The sequence below is a fragment of the Halopenitus sp. POP-27 genome (genome assembly GCF_029889855.1).
GTDB classification, from domain to species: domain Archaea; phylum Halobacteriota; class Halobacteria; order Halobacteriales; family Haloferacaceae; genus Halopenitus; species Halopenitus malekzadehii.
This window is the reverse complement of record NZ_JARANU010000003.1, coordinates 72,694-96,051: the sequence shown is the minus strand read 5'-3', so window position 1 is coordinate 96,051 and position 23,358 is coordinate 72,694. Positions and strand designations below refer to the sequence as shown.

Genomic DNA, 23,358 nt, shown 5'->3' with positions numbered 1-23,358 from the left:
CCGGATTCACTCCCGCCGGTCGGGCGTGAGGCTGGGGTTCGTCACCGCGCCGAGGGACGCGGAGGCGAAATCGCGGTGGTACTTCGCGAGGACGCCGCCGGTGTAGGGCGGCTCCGGCGGTTCCCACTCCCCGCGGCGGCTGGCCAGTTCGTCGTCCGAGAGGTCGACGGAGAGCTCGCGTTCGGGAATGTCGACGGTGATCTCGTCGCCGTCCTCGATCAGGCCGATCGGGCCGCCCTCGGCAGCCTCCGGGGCGACGTGGCCGATCATCGGGCCGCGGGTGCCACCGGAGAACCGGCCGTCGGTGAGCAGCGCGACGTCGTCCTCGTGACCCGCGCCGACGACGGCGGCGGTGACGCCGAGCATCTCGCGCATTCCGGGCCCGCCGCGGGGCCCCTCGTTGCGGATGATGATGACGTCGCCGGAGTCGATCGCGCCGGATTGGACGTACTCCATGGCGTCCTCCTCGTTCTCGAAGACCCGCGCGGGACCCTGGTGGTAGAACTCGTCCTGGCCGGTGGCCTTCAGAACCGCGCCCTCCGGCGCGAGGTTCCCCGTCAGGATCTTGATGGCGCCCTCGGGCTGTTTGGGCTCGTCGACCGTGTAGAGGAAGTCGGCGTCGATCGCCTCCTCGTCGGGGAGGTCGAGCCGCTCGAGTTCCTCGGCGATCGTTCGCCCCGTGACGGTGAGCTGGTCGCCGTGGAACAGTCCGGCCTCGAGCAGCCGGCGGATCACGACCGGGACGCCGCCGATCTCGTGAAGGTCGTTCATCACGCTCTGGCCGCCGGGCTGCATGTCCGCGATCTTCGGGGTGCGGCGGGAGATCTCGTCGAAGTCCTCGATGTCGAGGTCGACGCCGGCCTCGGCGGCCAGCGCGAGCAGGTGAAGCACGCCGTTCGTCGAGCCCCCGATCGCCGTCTGGAGCGCGATCGCGTTCTCGAAGGACTTCCGGGTCAGGATGTCGGAGGGCCGGCGGTCGTTCTCGATGCAGTCGAGCGCCAGATCGCCGGCGCGCTCGGCAACCTCGTAGCGTTCGTCGACCTCGGCGGGCGCCGAGGCCGACCCCAGCGGCGCCATCCCGAGCGCCTCGGAGATCGAGGCCATCGTGTTGGCCGTGTACATCCCGCCACAGGAGCCGGCGCCCGGACAGGCGTTGCGCTCGAGGTCGTTGAGCTCGTCGGCGTCCATATCGCCCTGCGCGTACGCGCCGACGCCCTCGAACACCTGGACGATCGTGACGTCACGGCCATCGTGCTGACCGGGCATGATCGAGCCGCCGTACAGGAACACGGAGGGGAGATCGGTCCGGATGGCCGCCATCATCATCCCGGGGAGGTTCTTGTCACAGCCTGCGACGGTCACGAGGCCGTCCATCCGCTCGCCGAAGGAGACGAGCTCGACGGAGTCGGCGATGACCTCCCGAGAGATGAGCGAGGCCTTCATCCCCTCGGTCCCCATCGAAATGGCGTCGGAGATGGTGATCGTGCCGAACTCGATGGGCATCCCGTCGGCCGCGTCGATCCCGTCGACCGCCGCGTCCGCGACGTCGTCGAGGTGAACGTTACACGGGGTGATGTCCGCCGCGGGGTTGGCGACTCCCACGAGCGGCGAGGAGAGGTCCTCGTCGTCGAAGCCCATCGCGCGAAACATCGACCGGTGCGGGGCCTTGTCGGCCCCCTCGGTCACGTCCCGGCTGCGGAGGTCCTCGTCCTTCCGGCCCGCGAACCGGTCGGCGTCCTCACGGCGGTGCTGATCCTCGGCAGCGGCGTCATCGGCGGCGGGCGTGGCGCCCCCCTGCTGGTCGCTCATACAGTGAGGTAGCGGTCGGGTCGTTTAAACAGTTAACGTCGAACGGGTTCCCGTCCGGTGTGGCGGGTGGCGGTCGCGATGGCCACCGACGCCCCTCGAGGAACGCCCGATCTAGGCGAAGGCCCGCAGAATGCCCTGTCCGTCCGTGCTCGCGGCGACGTCGGGCAGCGTGGCGCGTTCGGGGTGGGGCATCAACACGGCGGTCGTCTCGCGCTCGCCGAGGATGCCGGCGACGTTTCCGGTCGAGCCGTTGGGGTTGGCCGCGTCGGTGACGTCGCCGTCGGCGTCACAGTACCGGAAGAGGATCCGGCCGTCCGCCTCGAGGGTCTCGTAGGCGTCCGCGTCGATCTCGAAGCGGCCCTCGCCGTGAGCGATCGGCACCCGGATCACGTCGCCCACGTCGTAGGCGGCAGTCCAGGGCGTGTCCGCGCGCTCGACACGGAGGTGAACGGGCTCACACTGGAAGCGCGCGCTCTCGTTGGTGGTGAACGCGCCGGCGACGAGCGACGCCTCGGCGCCGATCTGGGCGCCGTTGCAGACGCCGAGGACGGGCGTTCCGTCGGCTGCGGCCGCGCGAACCTCCGCCATCACGGGCGCGCGGGCGGCCATCGCGCCGGCGCGGAGATAGTCGCCGTAGGAGAACCCGCCCGGAATGACGATCCCGTCGGTCTCGGCGGGGAGGCCGTCCGCGTGCCAGCGGCGCTCGGCGTCGATCCCGAGATGTTCGAGCGCCCGGACGGCGTCCCGGTCGCAGTTCGAGCCGCCGAACTGCAGGACGGTGACGGTCATCGCTGGTCGACCGTGACCTCGTAGTCGTGAATGGTCGGGTTCGCCAGCAGACGCTCGGCCATCTCGCCGGCCCGCTCGGCGGCGTCGTCGGCGTCATCGGCCTCGAGGTCGATCTCGAACCGGTCCGCCGACCGGAGGTCCTCGAGGTCGAAGCCGAGCCGTTCGAGCGCCCGCTTCGTCGTCTCGGCCTCGGGGTCGAGCACGCCCCGCTTGAGCCGGACGGTGACGGTCGCAGTGTAGGCGGTCATCACCGGATACTGCGAAGTCGTGTGCAAAAACGGTTTTGGAACGACAACCATATCCACGTTCGTGGATAGACCGGACCGGCGGATCGCGACGGAGCCGGCGCGTCGGCCCGCCCGGGTCGATCGCCTCGTCGGGTCGGTCGCCTCGTCGGATCGATTGCCCAGTCGGATCGGCGGCGCAACGGCTCGTGGGGCGATCGTCGGGAACGTGGCAGCGCGAGAACGGTCGCGTTACTCGTCGACGGCGACCGCGTTGACGAGGCCGGTCTGGCCCGGTCGGGAGGTGACGCGGGCGCGGCCCTCGCTCGTCTCGATGATGGCACCCTTGGTGAGGATGTTTCGGCGCACGTAGTTCACGTTCGAGGGGTTCTCGACGACGTTCTCGATCTCGGCCGACACCGTCTCGCCGTCGACGGAGACCTGCGCGACGTTCGTCGAGAGGGCGCGAACCTTCTCCTCGGTGCCGCGCGCGTCGATGTACTGGAAGCGGGGCTCGCCGACGGTCGTCTCGGCGGCCTCGCGGCCGAGCTGGTGGCGCTTCTTGTCGTGTGAGGGTCGCAGTCGACCGCCCGTTCGCTTCCGCGTGGAGCGTCCCTGGTCCTTCATACGCCCAGGAACGCCGAGCGAATACTTGAACCGTTCGACTCGGGGGCGTCGTCGCTGACGGCCGTTTGAAGCGCCGGTCAGCGAACGCGGCGGCCATCAAGCCCGGCCGTCGTCGAACGCGGCGGTCGGCAACTCCGGCGCCCACAGGCGCCGGGAGCGTCCCGGTTCGGTAGCTTTACCGGCGTGGCTCGCCCCCGGCCGTGTATGAGTCTTCGGACCGCCGTCGCGGCGCCGTTCCGCCAGCAGGGACGGGACCGACTCGGCGAGGGCGAGTTCGTCGTCGCCCTCTCGCTGGATCGCGACTGGTTCTCGCCCGACCAGGCGAAACGCCTCGTCGACGTCGCCACCGGGCGTGGGCTGCTCGACCGGGAGGACGACGATCTGGTCCCCGCTTTCGATCCGGACGCCGTGAACGTGCCGGAGGGATTCACTCCCGACGAGTCGATCCTCCGGGAACAGTCGACCTTCGAGCGCGCCCTCGAGGCGGTCGTCGACGCCGGCGTTGACAAGCGGACTGCCGTCGCCGCGATCAACGAGCGCCAACGCGGCCTCGAGATCACGATCGAGGCCGCGGCGGTGCTGTACGCCAACGAACAGGGGGTCGACGTCGGTCCGCTCGCGGGCGCGGTCCGGGAGGACCTGCTGGCCGGTGAGGGCGTCGACGCCGATGCGGACGTCAGCGAGGCGGACGATGCCGATGCCACCGAGGCCGACGGCGCCGATGCGAACGACGAGGAGGCCGACGAGAGCCCCCACGACGAGGACACGACCGCGGAGGAGGTCGCCTGATGGTCGACGACCGCCTACAGGACAGCGTCCGGATCGCCCAGCTGCTGGCCTCCGAGATCAGCGGCGACGCGGGGCGACTGCGCGACCTCCAGGTCACCGACGCCGACCCCGACGTCGAGCCGACCCTCGACGGCGCGCTCGCCTACCGGATCGTCCGCGTGCGCGAGGCGGACGCGGCGGACGCGGCGGACGGTCCGGAGAGGCGCGAGCCCGCCCTGGACGCCGACGAAGAGTCGGTGACGGCGGACGCGATCGACGACGCCACGACGATCGCCGAGGCGTTCGTCCAGCCCGATCGCGTCCGCCTCGAGTTCCGTGTCGGCGTCGATGCGGTCGCCGAGGCCGCCGAGGCCGCCGACCTGCGCGCCCGCCCGAAGGCGGTCCGGCCGCCCCGGACGATCGTCTTCCTCGAGGACGGCGCGGCGGTCAAGCGGGTGCTGCCCGCCCTCGACGCCGCCAGCGAGTCGGACTGACGGCGCTGACGCGGGCGCAGGGAGCGGCGATCGCGGAATCGGCGTCCCGTCACGATCGGTGTTCCTCGAGTCAGTTCCCGTTCGCCTCAGCGTCCTCCTCGGTGTCTCCGTCCTCGGCGTCCCCTTTCCCCTCGTTCACCTCTCCCTCGTCGGCGTCCCGCCGCGCGAGCCCCGCCAGATGGCCGACCTCCGGGAGGATCACGTCCTCGAGGCCGAGGACGACGGCGTCGGTCGATCCCGGCAGGCAGAACACCGGGACGCCGTCGGCGATCCCGGCGGTCGCCCGCGAACCGATCGTCTTCGTGCCGACCTCGGCGAACGAGAGCCGCCGGAACGTCTCCCCGAAGCCCGGCAGCGCCTTCTCGAAGAGCGGGCGGACCGCCTCGGGCGTGACGTCGTCCGGGGTGACGCCGGTCCCGCCGGTCGTGATGACGGCGTCGACGTCGCCGCGTCCGACGAGCCGGTTGACCGTCCCCTGTACCCGGTCGAAGTCGTCCGGGATCAGCTCCCGAACCGACACCTCGTGGCCCGCCTCCTCGAGCATCGCCACGAGGCGATCGCCGGTCGCGTCCTCGTCCATCGACCGCGAGCTCGTGACCGTGACGACGGCGACGTCCAGTTCGGCCAGATCGTGTTGATGATGGTCGTGGGAGTGGTCGTGATCGTGGGAATGGTCGTGATCGTGGGAATGGTCGTGATCGTGGGAGTGGTCGCGATCGTGAGAGTGGTCGTCGGAGTGGTCAGCGGCGTCGGCGTGATCGGCGTGTGAGTGGTCGGTCATGGACGCCGATTGGATGGGCAGACGGAAAACGTGCCGTGTCGAGGCGCTGCACGGTGGCTCGGTGACGGGAAGGAACCTGGGAGACGCCGCCCGGATCGACTCCCCACGCCCCGAATAATGCAAGACTTCTTAAATGATTGATATCAATGTCCTGCAAAATGGAATTGACGCAGAAGCAATATCAGGAGCTCGTTCGGAACCTCGCCGACGGCGTCCTGATCGTGACGGAGCCGGGAGATATCCTGTACGAAAGCCCGTCCATACGGCGTCTCACCGGGTATGAACCTGGAGACGACGTCGGTGAACGGCTCTTCGAACACGTCCATCCCGACGATCACGAGGACGTCCGTGCGGCGTTCACCGACCTGTTCGAGTCAGCGGACGACGGGATCGTCACCGCCGACTTTCGCTTCCGCCACGCGGACGGGTCGTGGATATGGCTCGAGGCGCGGGGACGCACCCAGCGGGCGACGACGATCGGCGGATACATCGTCCGCGTGAGCGACGTCACCGAGGCCAAGGCGCGCGAGGACCGCCTCGAACGGACCACGGCTCGCTTCGAGACGCTCTTCGAGAACTCCCCCGACATGATCGACATCCACACCACCGACGGGACCATCGTCGACGTGAACCGACAGTTCTGCGAGGCGTTCGACCAGCCGAAGGACGAACTCGTCGGGCAGAAGGTCTGGGAGATCGACCGGGAGATCAATCCGGAGGAGCTGCGGGAGATTTGGAGCCGAATGGACGTCGGCGACCGGACCGAGATCGAAACGACGTTCGAGACCGCGGACGGCACGCGGTTCCCCGTCGAGGTGCATCTGACTCGCCTGCCCGTGAACGACGGCGACCGGTTCATGGTCATCTCGCGGGACATCACCGAGCGGAAGCAGCGATTGCGGGAGATCCGGACGCTCAAGAACCGGCTCGAGCTCGCGGTCGAAGGGGCGACCCTCGGCGTCTGGGACTGGGACATGCGGACCGACGCGGTCGAGTTCAACGACCAGTGGGCCGAGATGCTCGGCTACGATCTCGACGACCTCGAACCGCACGTCGAGACGTGGGAGTCGCGCGTGCACCCCGACGACATCGACGACGTCAGGGACGCGCTCGCGGCACATCTGCGGGGGAACACGGACCACTACGAAACCACGCATCGAATGCGGACCGCCGACGGCGAGTGGAAGTGGATCCGGGACCTCGGCCGGGTCGTCGACCGGGACGCGGACGGGGAGCCGGTCCGTGCGGTCGGGATCCACCTCGACATCGACGACTCCAAGCGCTACCAACGGGAGCTGGAGCGGAAGACCGAGGAACTCAAGCGAAAGACCGAGGAGCTGGAGGATCTGACGACCCGGCTCGAGGAGCAGTATCGGACGCTGTTCGAGGAGGCGCCGGTGATGGCGGTCGTCACGCGAGCAGAGAACGGCCGGCCGATCATCGAGGACTGTAACAACCAGTTCGCGGACACGCTCGGGGTCGAGCCGGACGCGCTCGTCGGCACCGACCTCGCGGAGTGCTACACGACCGACTCCGAGCGGGCGCTGATCGACGACGGCGGCTACGAGGACGCCCTGAACGGTGCGTTCACCAACGAATCCCGCGATCTGGTGGCCGCCGACGGGGACGTGATCGAGACCCGGTTGCGGGCGGTCCCGCGAAAAGACGCCGACGGCGAGGTCACCGGCACGCTGGCGATGTACATCGACGTGACCGAGCGCGAAACCGTCAAGCGGGCCAACGAGCGCCTCGAGGAGTTCGCGAGCATCGTCTCACACGACCTGCGAAATCCGCTGAACGTCGCGACCGGGCACCTCGAGCTGGCACGCGAGGAGTGCGAGAGCCCGCACCTGGACGCGGTCGAGCGAGCCCACGGCCGGATGGAGACACTCATCGAGGACCTGCTCACGCTGGCCCGGCAGGGTGAGGCCGTCGCGGAGACCGACGCGGTCGATCTCGCGGCCGTGGTCGAGGCGTGTTGGCAGACCGTCGCGACGAGCGACGCCGAGCTGGTCATCGCCGACGACCGAACCGTGATGGCCGACGAGAAGCGACTCAAACAGCTGTTCGAGAACCTCATCCGAAACGCCGTCGAGCACGGCGGCGAGACCGTGACCGTGACGATCGGCGGCCTCGAGGACGGGTTCTCCGTCGAGGACGACGGTCCGGGGATTCCCGACGACGACGCCGCGGCCGTGTTCGAAGCCGGGTATTCGACGAACGCCGAGGGAACCGGCTTCGGCTTGAGCATCGTGCAGCGGATCGCCGAGGCCCACGGGTGGGACGTCACCGTGACCAACGGAGCCGACGGCGGCGCGCGGTTCGAGTTCACCGGCGTCGAGTTCGCGGCCGAATAGCATATGACTGCGATAGAGGACCGTGCGTCGTGTGCGTGGTCGTTGCGCGCAAACAATCATCCTACCACTGCTTCCTTGAGGAAATTCTTTCAGTTCTTCTGTACTGTAGATAGATATTTAAATATAGATTCCTAACGAATAGGATGCATTATGAGAAGCAGACGGAAACGAACCCGGAAAGATGCTAAGCAAGTTTCAGAGACGCTTCAGAATACTGAGGTCGAGTGGGTAACGCTGGAACAAGTACGAACTTTAGTTAACGCAGAGGGCCGTCCTATTTCAACAGATATCCGGGATGCTCTCGGAGTCTTGGCTGATGAAAATCGAATTAAGATACTGTGTGAGGCTGAACTAATTGAGAGTATTCCGGAGAAAAACATCCGATTCCGCTACGAGGATTAGTTTCGATGCAACTAACCACGTCTGTATCTCATAATGGTGTGCATTCCATCATACTTTCGTTCCAGTCGTCCCCTGATAGAGGGTTTGAAGCAGAAGGACTGAGATGGGGTGCATCGACAGTTCTCAGACGAACCCCATTGGGGGTTTCTTTCGTTTACCGTTGCACAAACACTTATACAATGAGAGACAATGATCACTAACTGATATGCTCTCCCAAGTAACACCTCAATGGGCCAGTATATGCGACTGCTGATCCGGCTCGAAGCCCAAGCAAGCACAGTCTATAATCACGCGGCACATCACCAGCTCCGAGGCCGAATTTGGCGCACCCTCGAGGGGACGAAGTTCACCGATCTCCACGATGCGAACCGCCCGATCGGGCTATGTTTCTCGAACATATTTCCGTGGGGAGATATCTCCGAAGGAGAACAGCGGAACGTGCTCGTCTCAGCGACGGATCCAGATCTGCTACGGGCTGTTTCCGCAGGACTCGCACAGGATCCGGAATTCAACGTCGGGGAGATGTCGTTCGAAGTGACCGACGTCACGCCGGTCTCCCCCGACGTTGGCGAGCCGGGGACACGGGGGACGATCGAGAGTGGGACAGGCCTCCTCGTCCGTATCCCACCCTGGAGGCTCGATGACTACGGTATCGAACCTGACGGTGACGGCGCCGTGTTCTGGCGGCCGGAGCACTCGATGGATCCACTTCAGACACAGATCCAACAAAATCTCGATAAGAAACACGACCTCTTCTGTCCGGATGAACTTCCAGGTCCGACTGACCGGGAAGGAAACCTGTTCAGCGAATACGAGCTAATAAAGACCTTCGCACTGCCGCTGGAAGTGACGCAAGGCGAGGAACGAACGGTCGTACTTTCGAAATGGCGATTCGAGTACGAGGTTCGCGATGACGATCATCGACGTCACCTAAATCTGGCGCTGGATGCCGGGCTCGGAGAGAGAAACGCTCTGGGACTGGGCTTCATCAATATTGAACAGGACTCGAAAGTCGGCCCCCGGGAAGCGCTGCAAGCCCAGGAAGGGGTACAATAATGTCGCAGCAGCAGGTGGTGACCCGACCGTGAGCAGCCCCACAAGGTCCGACTTCCAGGAGGCCATCGACCAATACTGGCACGATCGTCCACCGGCGAGCTTCGAGGATGTAATGGCACTGTATGGGGTGCTAGCCGTCGCCGAAAGCGGCGGAGAACTCTATACAACCTCGAGCAAGCTTGATCCGTTCGTCGACGAGGGGCGTCTCATCACCGTTGACGTCGACTTAACCGGCGATGCGCCAGCGATTGAGGGGTTTGAGCGCCAGCCTCTCCGTGAATCGGATATTCCGAACCTGGCGTACTCACACAAATCCTCCGGACGTGGGGCAAAATATAGTCTCACACAGATCGGGTCGAAAAACGGTAACGATGCCAACGGTGTCGCGAGTACGATCCTCGGCCGTGTCCGCTCCTGGACGGGACAGGATCGAGTGCAAAGCGTAACTGGTGACGATGGCCATCCGGATGGCTGGATCATCGACGCGCTCGCGGATCTCTTCGAGAAGGATTCGGATAGCCTCGAGTCCCTCGAGGAGGATATCGTTTCGCGGCTTCCAGCCGACGAGTCCATCCCGACGGTCCTGACGATCCGGTTCCGCGTCGATACCACCGAAATCGAGGGGCCGGATGACCGCGGTGCGGACTGGATCTATCCTGCAGATATCGACGTTCTCAATGCAGCGATGCGCCGGTATGCGACCGGCAACGCTGCCGATAAGAACATCGACTCCGGTGCATCGGAGGGTGATGCTGTCGGTGTTGTCACCGGCGAGGAAGCACACGTCGTCGGGACACCGGAGAGTCCCCTCGGGATCTTTTCGGTCAAGCACCCGGACGCCCAACCGGCCCTCCGTAAACAGGAGTCCTGGCGCAACTACCCGGTTAGCGAGGACGTTGCGATGCTGTTCTCGAAGGGTCAAGATCTGATCGATGCCTGCGTCCATCGCAACGGCGGCATAGAGACGTACGCACTGCCCTATTTCGCTGGGGAACTCACCGCCGAGAAAGCGCAGTTGCTCTACCGAGCGATCGATGCCCTTCGTAATTCCGATGACGACGAGACGGGGACACCACCGATGGCTCGCGTCACATATCGGTTCCAAGATAGCGACGACGAGACGATACGTGAACTTGCAGAGACCGAGCTCCGGTTCTATATGGTCACGATGCCGATCAGCGACGATAAGAACGTCATCGCTGAGGAACCGGCCGCCGATACGTATTGGTTGACCACGCTGGCCGATGCACTGGTCGACACCAGACAGGGTCCGACCCTCGATCCGGAGCGTGGCGGCTTTACTCCGCATCAGGGATGGCCGCTACTGGATCTCCCAACGAAGCGAGACCCCGGACGGAAGGTTGCGTATGGGTTGATCGCCGGCCACGAATTCACGAATAGTACCTTCGCGTACCGCGACGAGGAGGGCGATGATTTCCGGCGGATCGTCGATCATCGAATCATCGCTGGCACCCCGATCGAGGCGTCGGTACTCTTCGGAGAGTACCTCGATCGATATGATGATGCCAGCGAAGACGGCGATCCCCCGCCTGCGCCACTGATCGCACAGCAGCTTGTCCAGCTGGAGGCCCTTTCACGGGCTGGCCTCCTGAACGGCCTTGACGTTCCCATCGAACCAGACCAACAGATGACTTCACTAACGGAGAGAAACATCGATATGACGGAGGTATCGGAGATTCGAACACAACGGCTCGATTCTTTTCTGGAACGGCCGCTCTTCGACGCAACGACTCGACGCGCAGCGGCCGTTGCAGGCGTGCTTGTCGGCCAAGTGAGCTGGCATCAAGAAAACGAGCGGGGAGTCGGCCGTCCGCTGGATTCAAAGACGGCGGGTGATGAACTCACGAAAAACGGGCTCGAAAATGCCCTCACGTCCGCTCTGGAAAAGGCCAAAGTTTATGCACACGATTCGGAGTACGAGCGCGACCTCCTCTTCCCGGAGACGGTTGACGAACTCATTGAGACGACCGAAGAGATGCCGTCGAAATGGGACATCGATAAGCGCGAACTCCGGTTCTGTTACGTACTTGGTCACGCCCACGGACGGCGATCTATGCCAGTCGCGTTCGACCTGAGAGAAGACAGTAGTCAGGCCGAGATGGCCGAAGAACAGTCTGCTGACTAACATCCATATCCAAAAACAATGACGACACCCAACCGCTCGGAAATCCTCTTCGTGTACGACGCACAGGACTGCAATCCCAACGGCAACCCCATCGGCGACAACCGTCCTCGTCGTGACCCGGATACGGGACAAGGAATCGTCACTGATGTTCGTCTCAAGCGGTATATCCGGGATCAACTCCTCGATGACGGCTTCGACATCTACGTGAAGAAGCTCAACGGAGAATCCCGAACCAGAACGACGCTCGTTAAAGACGTGTTAGACGATGTCAATGACGCCGACGATATCGAAGACGTCTCCGACCTCGGGAAGAGGTTCCTCGATGCTGCGACCGACGTCCGCTATTTCGGAGCAACCCTCAGCTTCGAATCAAGCGACGATGAAGAAGACGAGGCGTTCCGACAGGCCCTCAGCGACTCGTTCCCGAACAACTTCCAAGGACCGGTTCAGTTCCTCCCCTCGAAGTCGCTGAATGAAGTCGAGGAAAACGAGGAATACGACTCACTGACGAGCGTCATCTCGACTGGTGAGGAGAACCGCCAAGGCGGCTTTGACCTCGATGATAAGCGCATCAAATACGGCATCTTCCCGTTCTGGGGACTTGTGGACAACAACAACGCTGCGGCGACGAATCTCTCGAAAGACGACGTTCAGCGACTGGATACGTTGTGCTGGCGGGCCCTGAAGAATCAGACGACATCGCGGTCGAAGCTCGGCCAGGAACCGCGACTCTACGTGCGTGTGGAATACTCGGAGAAGGATTTCCATATCGGCGGCCTGCAGAACCTGCTCGATCTCGCCGAAGAAAGCGAACAGCCGCTCCGCTCCGTGTCCGACGTCACCGTCGACGCGTCCGAGCTCCTTGAGACGCTTTCGGACGTCTCCGATCGTATTGAAACCGTTCACGTTCTTGGCGACAGACGTCTCACGGTCGATACTGGGTCCGATCTCGTCTCCGCCGATGACTTCGGCGACGTGCTCTCGGAAGCCGGCTATGACGTCCACGAGATCGACGTCATCGAAGAGCGTGACCTCGCAAACTAGTGTCTCCGAACATCACAGCAAAATGACCCCACACATCGACGACGATGGCGTCCCGGACCGCTGTCTGTCCTTTACCATTCGGTCCACGTGGGGACATTTCAAGCGGGTTGGACGCAGCGTTACGAAGCAGACATACCGGATCCCGCCACGAACAACGGTTTCGGGGCTGCTTGCAGCGATCGTCGGCTCGAACCGAGATTCCTACTACGACGTCTTTCAGAGCGATAACTCCGCGATCTCTATCACGCCACTCGCGGACCTCAGAACGGTTAACGTTCCGACAACAGGGCTCGGAACTGATCCAGGGCAAGACGTCACACAAACGCGTGGTCATTGGCGGTCGTATCAGATCACCTACCAGGATACAACGAAAGACCGACAACTCCACGCCTACGAGGTGCTCGCGGACCCGGTATACAGGATCGACGTTGCCGTTGAGGACGCATCCTTCTACGAATCCTTACGGGACCATCTCGACAACGGGACGGCGGTTTACCCACCGAGCCTCGGGAAATCCGAATATCTCGCGACTATCGAGGACGTCACGACCGATGCCAGCCCGACTCATACGTCGAACGCCGACGGCATCGATTCGATCGTCCCGGTATCGCTATCGGAGACGGTCCCACAACCTGGCGTGTCCTACGGTGTGGAACGGTCACCAGCCGTTATGGAGGCCGAACGCGGTGGTCGGCGGACGACACGGTTCGATGATTATGTGTTCACCAAACGAAGCGGCGAACGGGTAAAAATCGCTGACAAAGCTGATGTAACTCCCGTTCAGGTGGAAGATCGAACCGTCGTGTTCCGATAGTCGCCGCTCGACCACATCCGCTTTGAACAATGAAACAGCCACTCATTTCCCATCCGATCGATGACCCAGATGTTCGGGACGGATACGATGCTGAGAGTCTGACGCCCGCTGGCGATCTCCGACTGACGGCGCATAACGCGGTCGTTGGTGATCGGGCCGCTCGCCTGTTTGGGCCGAGCGACGAACGAGCGGACTATCTCAGAGCCACCGCGACGCTTCACGATATCGGCAAAGCAACTCCACAGTTTCAAGCGTACGTCCGAGGAGAATACGACGGTCCATCCGAGGAGAAGGCCCACGCCAGATTTGGGGCACTCGCAACCTGGTACGTACTGGGGGAGCTGGACGCACCACCCCGTGACCGACTCGCGGGAACACTAGCGATAGCACGTCATCACCAAGCACTACCGAAAGCAGCGAGTTATACTGCAGAAACGCTTGCAGGTGCTTTCGAATCGGGGTCGAACGTACTGTCTTCACAACTCGAAGCGATCGATTCCGCCTGGCCAGCAGCAGTCACAGGCCTGTTCGAGGAGGCTGGTTCCGAGTGCTCGTGGGGAGAGTTCTACGAGTGGGCTCGATCCGGTTCTGCAGCGGATGAACTACGATCGCACAGTGCCGAAGAACTATTCGGTGGCATCGAGCCCGAGTCGAAGAAGCTCCCCGCGAAGCTCTACGACCGACTCCTCCACTACTGGGCCGCCACTACGCTTGCCGATAAGAGCCACGCGATCCCGATTGATGGGTCGGCCGTCTTTGACCTTGATACGCTCAAAAAGGACGTTATCGAGGAATACATTGCCGACCTCCGAGATGAACCACCGACGAACGAACTCACGGCTCGACTCAACGATGATCGCGAACGAGCCCGCCGACAATCGATACGTGGGGTACACCACTGGCTGAACGGTGATGACTCCGCCGTCGCGACCCTTTCGCTACCGACCGGCCTCGGCAAAACGTTCACCGGCCTGTCGGCGGCATTCGAAGCGCGTGACATACTCGATGAGACGGACCAACGATCGGAACCACGACCGATCGTCTACGCGTTGCCGTATACGAGCATCATCGAACAGACTCGGGCGATCTTCGAGGACGAAGATCTCTGGGGCGCCGACCCTACGAAGTCGGCGCTTACTGTCCATCATTACTTGAGTGAGACGGTCGTTCACTATGGTTCCGGAACCGATGACGTCGACGACACGGATGCGAACGAGCACGCCGCGCTTCTCGGGGAGGCCTGGCGTGATGGCACGGTTCTCACGACCTTCGTGCAACTCTTCGAAAGCCTCGCCGGACCCACCAATCGCCAAGGTCTGAAGCTCTCCGCGCTGGATGGCGGGATAGTAATTCTTGATGAGCCCCAGGCGCTGCCGAAAGGCTGGTGGGACGGCGTCCAGCGTCTGCTGGACCTGCTCACGGACGAATATAACGCCCGGGTCATCGCGATGACGGCGACGCAGCCGACGCTGCTTCGGGATCGAGAGACGGTATCGCTGCTTAGCGCCGGTGCAGACCATACGTCCGACTCCTGTGTTCGCTGTGAGGCTAATCCGACGTATCCGATCCAGCTTCCTCCAGCCCCGGAAGAGCAGTACTTCGAGGAAGCGGAACGTGTTCGCTACACGATAGACACGACGGCGCGGTCGCTTGATCCGTCGCCGGAAGCCCCTGAAAAGCACTATGTGAGCCACAAGACTGCCGCGGATCGTATTTACAATAGCCTCGGTCAACAGGGTTCCTGTCTGGCTATCTGTAACACCATCCAGAGCTCCCGGACACTGACGGAGGCGATCCAGGACCGGGAGAAAGTAGTTCACCTGGGGGACTCGATCAGAACGGTTCTGGAACGACGGGATATTGATGCGACGACCTGCCGATCGGTTCGCTCAGTCGCGGCCGCCGTACTGGAAGATGTCGGGTTTGAGAACCCGATCGACCGCCAGGAATTCGATCCAACGGCGTCCCCAATGGATGACGGAGGAAAACAGATCTACCTCCTGACGCTTAACTCGCGATATCGGCCGTTTGATCGACAGGTTCTGATCCAACTGGTGACGTGGCTCGCGACGAGTGAGGTACCCGTGATCCTCGTTTCAACACAGGCGATCGAGGCGGGCGTTGACCTCAGTTTTGAAAACGTGTTTCGAGACGTTGCCCCGCCGGATAGTATCGTGCAGGCGGCGGGCCGTTGCAACCGCTCATACGAGTGGGGAAAGAACGGTGGACGGGTTACCGTCTGGACGCTTGCTCGCACTGACGAGGATACTCCTCAGAACCCAACGAGCCCACCGCTGGCTCACTATGTGTATGAACGCCACGGTGAGGAACTTCGGCTTCCGGCCCATCTGGAACTCATTGGAGACGTCCTCAATAACGTCCCGAATCCCTCGGATGCACGCGATGTCGACGTCTCGAAAGAAGCGGTGGATGAGTACTTCAACCGTCTGAGCGAGGAACAACTCTCGAGCGGACGAATCCGGGAATATATTGAGACGGCGGACGCGCCGAATCTCGCGAAACGGTCACTTATTGACGGACGGGAAACCTTCGACGTCCTGGTCGGACTGACCGCTTCCGAGCGCCGGCGGCTGAACGAGATCCGAGACCTGTTTTCGGAGCGTCCCCGCCGAGCATACGAACTGCTTGAGAACTGTTCCGACATCCGGATCTCCGTCCCGGCGACCGTCATTGACGATGCCGCAGGTATCACGCGTATTGACGGAAAAGAGGAGTCCGCGGATGGCGTACAGGTGTTCTGGTATACCGGAAGCGGCGGTCTCTCATATGACTTTGCTGACGGTGGCCTTCGGGAATCGGAGGGCGTCTCAGGGCGCTTCACGAGTTTCTGACAAACCACCGTTCTACCCCAGTTTTATATAGCTCTTCTTGATTCAGGTATACAGATGTCATCTAAATGTCTTGATACCGGGCAGGGAGGCTAATACGATGTCCATCAGTGTAGACGAATACGTTGCGGCGGAACGTGACCCTGCGCGTAATCCCCAGACGCGTATTACGGGACTTATGGTCCAATACTATCACGTCTGCCGGCGTGAACTCTGGTTTATGTCGCGGGATATCGACATCGATAGGGAAACAACCAATATTCAACGCGGAACTCACGTCGACGAAACCAGCTATCAAGGTTCGCGAAAGTCCTTCCAGATAGACGGTCGGATCCAGCTTGACGTGCTTGATTCCGGAGACATAATGGAGGTGAAGGTCTCCTCAGCGTTGGAGAAACCGGCTCGTATGCAGCTTCTGTTTTACCTCTGGTATCTGCGCGAGATCCATAATATCGAAAAGGACGGCGTACTCGCCTACCCGACCGAACGAAGTCGCGAACAAGTCGAGCTGAACGCAGAGACGACGGCTCAAATCGAGGCGACGATCGAAGGGATCTTGGACACGGTCGCCGCGGAAACACCGCCGGCATTAGAAAAGAAACCGTACTGCGATAGTTGTCTGTACCAAGATATCTGCTGGATGTAACCAATGCCAAAACCAAATCATCACGTTTTCGCTGACGGGACACTCTCGCGTAATGAAGGAACGCTACGCATCGACACGTTGGATGGTGAAACGGAGTATTTACCGGTCGAATCCATCGACTCATTATACCTCCACGGGCAGATCGATTTCAACACTCGCGCGCTGGGGCTGCTGAACGACCACGGTGTGCCCGCGCACGTATTCGGGTGGAAAGACTATTACAAGGGTTCGTACCTACCAAAACGGGGGCAAGTGTCCGGGAACACCGTCGTCGAGCAGGTCCGTGCTTATGATGACGATCGCCGACTCGCTATCGCGCAACGGATTATACGGGCGAGCATCCACAATATGCGGAGCAACCTCCGGTACTATGATGGGCGACGGGGAGAGTTTGGTGACGCCATCTCGGATCTCGCTGCTGCGAAAGAGCAAGTGACGTCGATAGAGACCATAAACGAATTACGAGCGGTTGAAGGGAACGCACGAAAGGCGTATTATCGTTGTTTTGACCGGATTCTACGCGATCCATTCGAACTCACGAAACGGCAGTATAACCCACCGACAAACGAAGCCAATGCCATCGTCTCGTTCTTAAATGGGATGACGTACACGACCTGCGTCTCCGCGATCCGAAAAACTGCACTCGATCCGACAGTCGGGTTCGTACACGAACCGGGCGAGCGCAGGTTTACGCTTTCCCTAGATATCGCTGACATCTTCAAACCGGTTCTGGCCGATCGCCTCGTCTTTCGACTAGTTAACCGTCAACAAATCACAGCTGATGATTTCGAATCGGAGCTCGACGGCTGTCTGTTAACCGAAAGTGGTCGGATGACCGTGCTTGAAGAGTTTGAAAAACTCCTGGACGAGACGGTAGCTCACCCGCGGCTTGAGCGGAACGTGAGTTACAAGACGCTCGTCCGCACGGACGTCCTCAGCCTGAAGAAGCATATTTTAACCGGAGAGGAATACCACGCAACCGAACGGTGGTGGTGAGATGCACGTGATCGTTGTCTATGACGTCCCTGCGGAGAGGACGTCCGTGTACCGGAAGCTGCTCCGGCGCCGGCTGGAACATCTCCAGTACTCCGTTTTTTACGGTGAACTCACCGAAGGACAGGTCACCGCAATGAAGAACGATATTCAAAAGAAACTGGAGCCGGACGATTCAATCGTCGTATTCGAATCCTCAAATCCTGCTGCGTTCGAATTTTCGACCTTCGGTGACGTTGATGAGCCTGGAAGCCGATTCACATAGCATCGTCATCCCCTTCGATCTGGATTGGCCAGCCTTGACGATGGCAATCCATCAACCCCCCAGGGGTTTGGGAGGTATTGGAGGTCGATGAAAATGTTAATGTGATTTCGGCCAGTAATGGCCTCTACTCGCCCGAATCAGGGCGGGTTTCAGACGAACCTTTGTGGGTTTGAAGCGCCCGGTAGGCGGCACGCACGACGGATTTCTCGACGGTTTCAGACGAACCTTTGTGGGTTTGAAGCAAAGAGTACGTCGGCGAGAAGGCGGCCATCCTGATCGTTTCAGACGAACCTTTGTGGGTTTGAAGCTCGTCTAATCCTTCCTTGGGAATCGTTAACCCAACAGTTTCAGACGAACCTTTGTGGGTTTGAAGCTCGAGGACGTCGCGGCAGATCGACGGCCACTCGGTTTCAGACGAACCTTTGTGGGTTTGAAGCGTAGCCCCTCCCTGCCGCACCCACGACCACGATCACCGTTTCAGACGAACCTTTGTGGGTTTGAAGCGTCGATCGTCTCGCCGTCTGCAAGCATCCCGGAGTGGTTTCAGACGAACCTTTGTGGGTTTGAAGCCACTACCAGCCGACGTTTGAGACGCTCTCGCCGCAGTTTCAGACGAACCTTTGTGGGTTTGAAGCTTGTTGTCCTCCTCCTCGTGTTTGGCCTTCATCAGTTTCAGACGAACCTTTGTGGGTTTGAAGCACCCACCGAGACGAGGACATCCGCACGCAGCAGATGTTTCAGACGAACCTTTGTGGGTTTGAAGCCTCGTGATGCTGCTCCTCGAGGGGCAGCGCTACGACGGTTTCAGACGAACCTTTGTGGGTTTGAAGCGGACTCGACCTCCTCATGCAACAGGATCTCTCGCGTTTCAGACGAACCTTTGTGGGTTTGAAGCGGAGACCCGATAGAGGACGGCGAGAGACCCGTTGTTTCAGACGAACCTTTGTGGGTTTGAAGCCTGAGCAACGGGATCGAGCGTCGAGTCGAGGGCTCGGTTTCAGACGAACCTTTGTGGGTTTGAAGCGAACGCCTGGCGGACTCCGAGTTGCCGATCGCGGAGTTTCAGACGAACCTTTGTGGGTTTGAAGCGAGCGCTCCAGGACGAACTCGGCGTCGACGTCCTCGAGTTTCAGACGAACCTTTGTGGGTTTGAAGCCGACGACGTCCTTGCCGAATCTGGACGTATCCGTGGTTTCAGACGAACCTTTGTGGGTTTGAAGCACTGATGCGCAGATCGCCGCCTGGGAGGAACTACGAGTTTCAGACGAACCTTTGTGGGTTTGAAGCATCCCACACGCGCGGGTCGGTCCGGCCGACATCACTGTTTCAGACGAACCTTTGTGGGTTTGAAGCGGTGCCTCGACGGTCCCCTCGGCGATCAGAAGGTTCGTTTCAGACGAACCTTTGTGGGTTTGAAGCAACAAAGCGGCGCTCGCGAAAGCGACCGTTCTCTCGGTTTCAGACGAACCTTTGTGGGTTTGAAGCGCTTCGTCCCCCTTCTCGGTGGGCAACGACTCGGTGTTTCAGACGAACCTTTGTGGGTTTGAAGCGTCGTCATCCCGCCCTGCTCGTAGGAGAGGTCATACGGTTTCAGACGAACCTTTGTGGGTTTGAAGCGTCATTCCGGGCGGATGGTCGCCCCAGATATCGGTGTTTCAGACGAACCTTTGTGGGTTTGAAGCTTCCCGATAGCCATCGCGACGGCGGCGATCGCGTCGTTTCAGACGAACCTTTGTGGGTTTGAAGCGGGATCTCGACCGAGGGGGTCGAGGAGATCGACGTGTTTCAGACGAACCTTTGTGGGTTTGAAGCTCGCTGATCGACGCGATCGACGGAGGTTTCGCGCTGTTTCAGACGAACCTTTGTGGGTTTGAAGCTTTGTCCTCCGAGTCCTCCCGAAAACCCGTAAGGAGGTTTCAGACGAACCTTTGTGGGTTTGAAGCGGCCACTGGGCCAGTAAGAAGGGGAAGGAATCGATGGTTTCAGACGAACCTTTGTGGGTTTGAAGCACCCTCGACGAACTTCGTGGCGGGGGCACGACCCAGTTTCAGACGAACCTTTGTGGGTTTGAAGCCCACGAAAAACGGCGTGGGGTTAGCCAGATCAGCCGTTTCAGACGAACCTTTGTGGGTTTGAAGCATCTTTTGATATTACCAGCAGCCCACTGGTGGAACGTTTCAGACGAACCTTTGTGGGTTTGAAGCCGATCCCGTTCTTCGAACTGGTTCCCATATTTCAGTTTCAGACGAACCTTTGTGGGTTTGAAGCGACGCCCACAGCGAGTTCCGCTTCAGGTCGTAGAGTTTCAGACGAACCTTTGTGGGTTTGAAGCTTGCGACGCGACTCCCGGCGGGGATGGCGCTCGTGTGTTTCAGACGAACCTTTGTGGGTTTGAAGCGAACTCACCTCGTTTCGAGATCGCGCTGAGTTGTCGTTTCAGACGAACCTTTGTGGGTTTGAAGCAGGAATCCGTGGATTCACCCACGTTTCGCCAGGGTTTCAGACGAACCTTTGTGGGTTTGAAGCGTGGATCCGCTGAACGCCCATCTGGAACGGTTTCAGAGTTTCAGACGAACCTTTGTGGGTTTGAAGCACTGTTCACGAACCCATCGTTCGGCCTGGTTCCCGTTGTTTCAGACGAACCTTTGTGGGTTTGAAGCGATGTGTATGCTGCCACATCCAGGCACATCGAGGAGTTTCAGACGAACCTTTGTGGGTTTGAAGCACTGCTGGGCCATCGTGAACATCGCTGAAGCCGGTGGTTTCAGACGAACCTTTGTGGGTTTGAAGCTGCCCAGTCTCGATCCAGGTTCAGCCAGCGTTCACCAGTTTCAGACGAACCTTTGTGGGTTTGAAGCCCAGTCTCGGAACTTCGATTCAGCACGCCGTTCCAGTTTCAGACGAACCTTTGTGGGTTTGAAGCCTGATTACGTTCCCTCGATGGCAGCGTTCTGGGGGTGTTTCAGACGAACCTTTGTGGGTTTGAAGCAAGTGCAGCCGAGGAGAAGACCGACAGCACGACCGTTTCAGACGAACCTTTGTGGGTTTGAAGCTGGATCGACGGCGGCGACGGCGAATGGGAAAACCAAGTTTCAGACGAACCTTTGTGGGTTTGAAGCAGTCGCCAGGTCAGGCACCGAAGGCGGATTGGCAATGTTTCAGACGAACCTTTGTGGGTTTGAAGCTCAGACAAGCGGTTTTGGAGTATCTCGACCACGGTTTCAGACGAACCTTTGTGGGTTTGAAGCATCCCACCGGCAGACCGTCTCGACGATCCACGCGGGGTTTCAGACGAACCTTTGTGGGTTTGAAGCCATTTACTGACAAAGGTCCAAGGCCGTTTGAGAAGTGTTTCAGACGAACCTTTGTGGGTTTGAAGCGGCGTGCGGATGGGGTACATCACCGCGGATACCGAGTTTCAGACGAACCTTTGTGGGTTTGAAGCGACGGGATCGGTCAGGACGCCCAGGACGTCTTTTCGCGTTTCAGACGAACCTTTGTGGGTTTGAAGCATCACCTCACAGGGCGAGGCGGACGCGTACGCGCAGTTTCAGACGAACCTTTGTGGGTTTGAAGCAAGTCCTGTTCGTCGGGTATCGCATCCCCTCCTCCGTTTCAGACGAACCTTTGTGGGTTTGAAGCTCCTTCTGGATGGCGGCCGGCAACGCGATCACGCCGGTTTCAGACGAACCTTTGTGGGTTTGAAGCTCGGAGGTGTGGGTCGTGATTGGAAAACACGACGGGGTTTCAGACGAACCTTTGTGGGTTTGAAGCGCGCGTGAGTAGTGGGTATGCCAGACAAAAAGGTCAGTTTCAGACGAACCTTTGTGGGTTTGAAGCTAAGATGAGCGACCGACTCGGCGAGCTTCTTCAGTCGTTTCAGACGAACCTTTGTGGGTTTGAAGCGACGGCGATCGTGTCATCGCCGAGTTCGAACTGTTTCAGACGAACCTTTGTGGGTTTGAAGCGTGGTTTTATCGGGCGTTAATCGTCCACACCGGCCGAGTTTCAGACGAACCTTTGTGGGTTTGAAGCACGACCGGATCGGTCAATTACGTGTTCGTCGACGTCGTTTCAGACGAACCTTTGTGGGTTTGAAGCGCGGTGCCATCGGTGCCGGTGGCTTACCTACTGGGGGTTTCAGACGAACCTTTGTGGGTTTGAAGCGACGTCCGGACGTTACTGGCTGGCCTCTCCACGGAGGTTTCAGACGAACCTTTGTGGGTTTGAAGCGACACCGAGGAGATCGCGGCGCAGGAAGCGCTCGGCGTTTCAGACGAACCTTTGTGGGTTTGAAGCTCACCGCGAGCTGGCCGATCGGTGCACGCGCCACAGGTTTCAGACGAACCTTTGTGGGTTTGAAGCGGCGAGCCGAAAGGCGAGGCGGACGTGTACCGGGTTTCAGACGAACCTTTGTGGGTTTGAAGCGCCTGGATCGCGGAGGCGTAGTCGGCGATCTCGATCGTTTCAGACGAACCTTTGTGGGTTTGAAGCTCGCGTCGCTCACTCGATCGCGATTCTGGTACCAGCGTTTCAGACGAACCTTTGTGGGTTTGAAGCGAGGGGTTGTCCGGCGAGGCCATCTACGCCGGTACGGTTTCAGACGAACCTTTGTGGGTTTGAAGCTGTTCGGGGCGATCGCCGCCGTCGAACAGCGCAACGTTTCAGACGAACCTTTGTGGGTTTGAAGCTGGCACCTCCGATCGAGGGGTGGCATCTGTCTCCGTCGTTTCAGACGAACCTTTGTGGGTTTGAAGCGAGCGGCAGGCAGTGGTGCTGCTCGAGCGCGCTGGGTGTTTCAGACGAACCTTTGTGGGTTTGAAGCATATTTGAGTTCTCGCTCACGCTCACACCAAATGGTTTCAGACGAACCTTTGTGGGTTTGAAGCAGCAATGGTTCTATGATGAGAGTGGCAACACACAAGGTTTCAGACGAACCTTTGTGGGTTTGAAGCTCCATTTTTGCAAGTCAGGCAAATAATTATCAATAGTTTCAGACGAACCTTTGTGGGTTTGAAGCAACCTTGACGAACTCGCCGCAACTCGCGCGGCGTGTGTTTCAGACGAACCTTTGTGGGTTTGAAGCTCGGTATATGTCCGACGTGACTGTACTCGACGCGACGGTTTCAGACGAACCTTTGTGGGTTTGAAGCACCATCTCCCACACCGGCGGGACGCTCGGCGGTGCGGTTTCAGACGAACCCTCGTGGGGTTGAAGATCCCGGCTGATGGAGGCCCGGATGCGTCGGGGTCGAGCTTCAGACGACTCCTCGTGGGGATGAGGCAGAGACCCC

16 protein-coding genes and 1 CRISPR repeat array are annotated in these 23,358 nt (G+C 60.4%); of the genes, 11 read left to right on the top strand and 5 right to left on the bottom strand.

Annotated features, from left to right (window positions below; translation table 11 throughout):
• Window positions 1-6: 6 nt before the first annotated feature.
• The 4 genes from ilvD to OQF70_RS03165 all read right to left on the bottom strand — a co-directional run bounded on the left by ilvD (window position 7) and on the right by OQF70_RS03165 (window position 3,449).
• Entirely contained in the window at window positions 7-1,809 is a 1,803-nt protein-coding gene (gene ilvD / locus OQF70_RS03180; protein WP_280535795.1) for a dihydroxy-acid dehydratase, read from the bottom strand.
• Window positions 1,810-1,920: 111 nt separating this feature from the next.
• Window positions 1,921-2,598 (bottom strand): phosphoribosylformylglycinamidine synthase I, encoded by a 678-nt coding sequence (gene purQ / locus OQF70_RS03175; protein WP_280535793.1) that lies wholly within the window; start codon window positions 2,596-2,598, stop codon window positions 1,921-1,923.
• Window positions 2,595-2,846: a phosphoribosylformylglycinamidine synthase subunit PurS gene (purS, locus tag OQF70_RS03170; RefSeq protein ID WP_092817895.1), complete on the bottom strand. Its 252-nt coding sequence runs from the start codon at window positions 2,844-2,846 to the stop codon at window positions 2,595-2,597. The genes purQ and purS overlap by 4 nt, the downstream gene beginning before the upstream one ends.
• A gap of 228 nt (window positions 2,847-3,074) precedes the next feature.
• Complete coding sequence (locus tag OQF70_RS03165) at window positions 3,075-3,449, bottom strand: 30S ribosomal protein S8e (protein ID WP_092817889.1); 375 nt, start codon at window positions 3,447-3,449, stop codon at window positions 3,075-3,077.
• A gap of 204 nt (window positions 3,450-3,653) precedes the next feature.
• Here OQF70_RS03165 and OQF70_RS03160 point away from each other — a divergent pair, with 204 nt between their 5' ends.
• Both OQF70_RS03160 and OQF70_RS03155 read left to right on the top strand, forming a co-directional pair.
• Window positions 3,654-4,238 carry a DUF2240 family protein gene (locus OQF70_RS03160; protein WP_280535792.1) on the top strand — a complete coding sequence of 195 codons (585 nt, stop codon included), beginning with the start codon at window positions 3,654-3,656 and terminating at the stop codon, window positions 4,236-4,238.
• Window positions 4,238-4,711 carry a hypothetical protein gene (locus tag OQF70_RS03155; RefSeq protein ID WP_280535791.1) on the top strand — a complete coding sequence of 158 codons (474 nt, stop codon included), beginning with the start codon at window positions 4,238-4,240 and terminating at the stop codon, window positions 4,709-4,711. Before OQF70_RS03160 ends, OQF70_RS03155 begins: the two co-directional genes overlap by 1 nt.
• 70 nt (window positions 4,712-4,781) lie before the next feature.
• Here the strand turns inward: OQF70_RS03155 and OQF70_RS03150 are convergent, their stop codons facing one another.
• A complete protein-coding gene (locus OQF70_RS03150) occupies window positions 4,782-5,492 on the bottom strand; it encodes a MogA/MoaB family molybdenum cofactor biosynthesis protein (RefSeq protein ID WP_280535790.1) in 711 nt (236 codons plus the stop codon).
• 158 nt (window positions 5,493-5,650) lie between these two features.
• Here OQF70_RS03150 and OQF70_RS03145 point away from each other — a divergent pair, with 158 nt between their 5' ends.
• The 9 genes from OQF70_RS03145 to cas2 all read left to right on the top strand — a co-directional run bounded on the left by OQF70_RS03145 (window position 5,651) and on the right by cas2 (window position 18,064).
• Entirely contained in the window at window positions 5,651-7,849 is a 2,199-nt protein-coding gene (locus tag OQF70_RS03145; RefSeq protein WP_280535789.1) for a PAS domain S-box protein, read from the top strand.
• Window positions 7,850-8,569: 720 nt separating this feature from the next.
• Complete coding sequence (gene cas6 / locus OQF70_RS03140; protein WP_321169487.1) at window positions 8,570-9,307, top strand: CRISPR-associated endoribonuclease Cas6; 738 nt, start codon at window positions 8,570-8,572, stop codon at window positions 9,305-9,307.
• A 28-nt stretch (window positions 9,308-9,335) separates the two neighbouring features.
• On the top strand, window positions 9,336-11,453 hold the full coding sequence (gene cas8b, locus OQF70_RS03135) for a type I-B CRISPR-associated protein Cas8b/Csh1 (protein WP_280535787.1): 2,118 nt from the start codon (window positions 9,336-9,338) through the stop codon (window positions 11,451-11,453).
• A gap of 18 nt (window positions 11,454-11,471) precedes the next feature.
• On the top strand, window positions 11,472-12,497 hold the full coding sequence (gene cas7b, locus OQF70_RS03130; RefSeq protein WP_280535786.1) for a type I-B CRISPR-associated protein Cas7/Csh2: 1,026 nt from the start codon (window positions 11,472-11,474) through the stop codon (window positions 12,495-12,497).
• 22 nt (window positions 12,498-12,519) lie between these two features.
• A complete protein-coding gene (gene cas5b / locus OQF70_RS03125; protein WP_280535784.1) occupies window positions 12,520-13,311 on the top strand; it encodes a type I-B CRISPR-associated protein Cas5b in 792 nt (263 codons plus the stop codon).
• A 29-nt stretch (window positions 13,312-13,340) separates the two neighbouring features.
• Window positions 13,341-16,163, top strand: a complete 2,823-nt coding sequence (locus OQF70_RS03120) for a CRISPR-associated endonuclease Cas3'' (protein ID WP_280535782.1) — start codon at window positions 13,341-13,343, stop codon at window positions 16,161-16,163.
• 97 nt (window positions 16,164-16,260) lie between these two features.
• On the top strand, window positions 16,261-16,806 hold the full coding sequence (gene cas4, locus OQF70_RS03115; RefSeq protein WP_280535781.1) for a CRISPR-associated protein Cas4: 546 nt from the start codon (window positions 16,261-16,263) through the stop codon (window positions 16,804-16,806).
• A 3-nt stretch (window positions 16,807-16,809) separates the two neighbouring features.
• On the top strand, window positions 16,810-17,802 hold the full coding sequence (gene cas1b, locus OQF70_RS03110) for a type I-B CRISPR-associated endonuclease Cas1b (protein WP_280535780.1): 993 nt from the start codon (window positions 16,810-16,812) through the stop codon (window positions 17,800-17,802).
• A 1-nt stretch (window position 17,803) separates the two neighbouring features.
• Window positions 17,804-18,064: a CRISPR-associated endonuclease Cas2 gene (cas2, locus tag OQF70_RS03105; protein ID WP_280535778.1), complete on the top strand. Its 261-nt coding sequence runs from the start codon at window positions 17,804-17,806 to the stop codon at window positions 18,062-18,064.
• Window positions 18,065-18,210: 146 nt separating this feature from the next.
• Window positions 18,211-23,349: a CRISPR direct-repeat array (repeat unit 30 nt; unit sequence GTTTCAGACGAACCTTTGTGGGTTTGAAGC).
• Between the last annotated feature and the right edge of the window lie 9 nt (window positions 23,350-23,358).

Excerpts from the sequence above, each read along its gene's own strand:
- ilvD (WP_280535795.1), bottom strand. The coding sequence starts at position 1,809 with ATGAGCGACCAGCAGGGGGGCGCCACGCCCGCCGCCGATGACGCCGCT.
- purQ (WP_280535793.1), bottom strand. The coding sequence starts at position 2,598 with ATGACCGTCACCGTCCTGCAGTTCGGCGGCTCGAACTGCGACCGGGAC.
- purS (WP_092817895.1), bottom strand. The coding sequence starts at position 2,846 with ATGACCGCCTACACTGCGACCGTCACCGTCCGGCTCAAGCGGGGCGTG.
- OQF70_RS03165 (WP_092817889.1), bottom strand. The coding sequence starts at position 3,449 with ATGAAGGACCAGGGACGCTCCACGCGGAAGCGAACGGGCGGTCGACTG.
- OQF70_RS03160 (WP_280535792.1), top strand. The coding sequence starts at position 3,654 with ATGAGTCTTCGGACCGCCGTCGCGGCGCCGTTCCGCCAGCAGGGACGG.
- OQF70_RS03155 (WP_280535791.1), top strand. The coding sequence starts at position 4,238 with ATGGTCGACGACCGCCTACAGGACAGCGTCCGGATCGCCCAGCTGCTG.
- OQF70_RS03150 (WP_280535790.1), bottom strand. The coding sequence starts at position 5,492 with ATGACCGACCACTCACACGCCGATCACGCCGACGCCGCTGACCACTCC.
- OQF70_RS03145 (WP_280535789.1), top strand. The coding sequence starts at position 5,651 with ATGGAATTGACGCAGAAGCAATATCAGGAGCTCGTTCGGAACCTCGCC.
- cas7b (WP_280535786.1), top strand. The coding sequence starts at position 11,472 with ATGACGACACCCAACCGCTCGGAAATCCTCTTCGTGTACGACGCACAG.
- cas5b (WP_280535784.1), top strand. The coding sequence starts at position 12,520 with ATGACCCCACACATCGACGACGATGGCGTCCCGGACCGCTGTCTGTCC.
- OQF70_RS03120 (WP_280535782.1), top strand. The coding sequence starts at position 13,341 with ATGAAACAGCCACTCATTTCCCATCCGATCGATGACCCAGATGTTCGG.
- cas4 (WP_280535781.1), top strand. The coding sequence starts at position 16,261 with ATGTCCATCAGTGTAGACGAATACGTTGCGGCGGAACGTGACCCTGCG.
- cas1b (WP_280535780.1), top strand. The coding sequence starts at position 16,810 with ATGCCAAAACCAAATCATCACGTTTTCGCTGACGGGACACTCTCGCGT.
- cas2 (WP_280535778.1), top strand. The coding sequence starts at position 17,804 with ATGCACGTGATCGTTGTCTATGACGTCCCTGCGGAGAGGACGTCCGTG.